Annotated in this window: 3 protein-coding genes; all 3 read left to right on the forward strand. The window is 65.3% G+C overall.

Annotated elements, in window-relative coordinates; translation table 11 throughout:
- Nucleotides 1-1,199, forward strand: a 1,199-nt coding sequence (locus A2J03_RS03380) for a CTP synthase (protein WP_068369681.1), incomplete at its 5' end; no start/stop codon positions are given.
- Nucleotides 1,196-1,834, forward strand: a complete 639-nt coding sequence (locus A2J03_RS03385; RefSeq protein ID WP_068369684.1) for an NUDIX domain-containing protein — start codon at nucleotides 1,196-1,198, stop codon at nucleotides 1,832-1,834. The genes A2J03_RS03380 and A2J03_RS03385, both read left to right, overlap by 4 nt.
- 6 nt (nucleotides 1,835-1,840) lie before the next feature.
- The coding region (locus A2J03_RS29675; protein ID WP_197480605.1) for a site-specific integrase at nucleotides 1,841-1,980 on the forward strand (140 nt) is incomplete at its 3' end.

The following is a 1,980-nucleotide window of genomic DNA, read 5'->3' on the forward strand; positions in this document are numbered from 1 at the left end:
TCTTCCTGCACGTCTCGCTCGTCCCGTTCCTCGCACCGTCCGGTGAGCTCAAGACCAAGCCGACCCAGCACTCCGTCGCGGCGCTGCGCAGCATCGGTATCCAGCCCGATGCGCTCATCCTGCGCTGCGACCGCGACGTCCCCCCGGGCCTGAAGAACAAGATCGCGCTGATGTGCGACGTCGACGTCGACGGCTGCATCTCCACTCCCGACGCGCCGTCGATCTACGACATCCCCAAGGTCCTCCACCGCGAGGGTCTCGACGCCTATGTGGTCCGCAAGCTCGGCTTGCCGTTCCGCGACGTCGACTGGACGGTGTGGGGCGGTCTGCTCGAGCGCGTCCACGAGCCACGGGAGACCGTGCGTGTCGGCCTCGTCGGCAAGTACGTCGACCTTCCCGACGCCTACCTGTCGGTCACCGAGGCTCTTCGCGCCGGCGGGTTCGCGCATCGCTCCAAGGTCGAGATCAAGTGGGTGCCCTCCGACGAGTGTGCGACGCCGGCAGGTGCACAGGCTGCTCTCGGTGACGTCGACGCAGTCCTGATTCCCGGAGGATTCGGGATTCGTGGAATCGAAGGCAAGCTCGGCGCCATCGAATTTGCACGCACTCGCAAGGTTCCGTTGCTCGGACTGTGCCTCGGTCTGCAGTGCATGGTCATCGAAGCGGCACGTTCGGTCGGTCTGACCGACGCGAACTCGGCCGAATTCGAACCCGACACCAAGTACGCAGTCATCTCGACGATGGCCGATCAAGAGGACGCCGTCGCCGGTGACGCCGATCTCGGCGGCACGATGCGTCTCGGGGCCTACCCCGCAAAGCTGGACAAAGGATCGGTCGTCGCCGGTGCCTATGGGACGACCGAGGTGTCCGAGCGTCACCGTCACCGTTACGAGGTCAACAACACCTACCGCGACCGAATCTCCAAGAGTGGCCTCGTCTTCAGCGGAACCTCGCCGGACGGGCACCTCGTCGAGTTCGTCGAGTTGCCGGCGTCGGTCCACCCGTTCTTCGTCGGCACTCAGGCGCATCCGGAGCTGAAGAGTCGCCCGACTCGTCCGCACCCGCTGTTCGCCGCCCTGATCAATGCAGCTCTCGTGTACAAGGCAGCGGAACGGCTTCCGGTCGACATCCACGGCGAGGATGCTGCCAAGGATTCGGAGTTCCCGGTGTCCGGTGCCACCGCCGAAAGCGTCGGATGACCGTTCCCCCGTCGCGCCACGAGTTCGCCACCGTCGGGTCGAAGACCGTCTACGAGGGCGCCATTCTCGCGCTTCGATTGGATCAGGTCGCGATGCCCGGCGGCCGGGTGGCCGAGCGTGAGGTCGTCGAGCATCACGGCGCTGTTGCGGTCGTGGCGCTCGATGATCAGGACCGAGTGGCGATGATCGAGCAGTATCGGCACCCGATCGGCCGTCGTCTCTGGGAACTGCCCGCAGGTTTGCTCGACGAGATCGACGAACCGCCGGTGGACGCAGCCAAGCGCGAACTGGCCGAGGAAACCGGCCTCGCAGCCGAACACTGGTCGGTTCTCGTCGACGTGATGGCGTCGCCTGGATTCACCGACGAATGCGTTCGAGTCTTTCTCGCCGAGAACCTGTCCGCGGTCGATCGACCCGAAGCACGGGACGAGGAAGCCGACATCGTGCTCGAGTTCGTACCGCTCGACGATGCGGTCGCGCGTGCGTTGTCCGGCGAGTTCGTCAACGCCTCTGCAGTGTCCGGAATTCTTGCTCTGGCAGCTGCCAGAGCGGGTTCGACGCCCCTGCGCCCCGCCGATGCTCCGTGGCCGGACTTGCCGACTACCTTCGAGCGTCGGAAGAAGTCGCACGGATAGTCCGCCGTGCTTGCCGAGCAGATCTCGACGTACCTCGACCACCTCGAGGTCGAGCGGGGTGCTGCGAAGAACACCTTGTCCTCGTACCGTCGTGATCTTCGGCGGTACGAGGCGTTTCTTGCCGGACACCGTATCGGTGATCTCGG

The sequence above is a fragment of the Rhodococcus sp. EPR-157 genome, assembly GCF_001647195.1.
GTDB lineage: Bacteria > Actinomycetota > Actinomycetes > Mycobacteriales > Mycobacteriaceae > Rhodococcoides.

Excerpts from the sequence above, each read along its gene's own strand:
- A2J03_RS03385 (WP_068369684.1), top strand. The coding sequence starts at position 1,196 with ATGACCGTTCCCCCGTCGCGCCACGAGTTCGCCACCGTCGGGTCGAAG.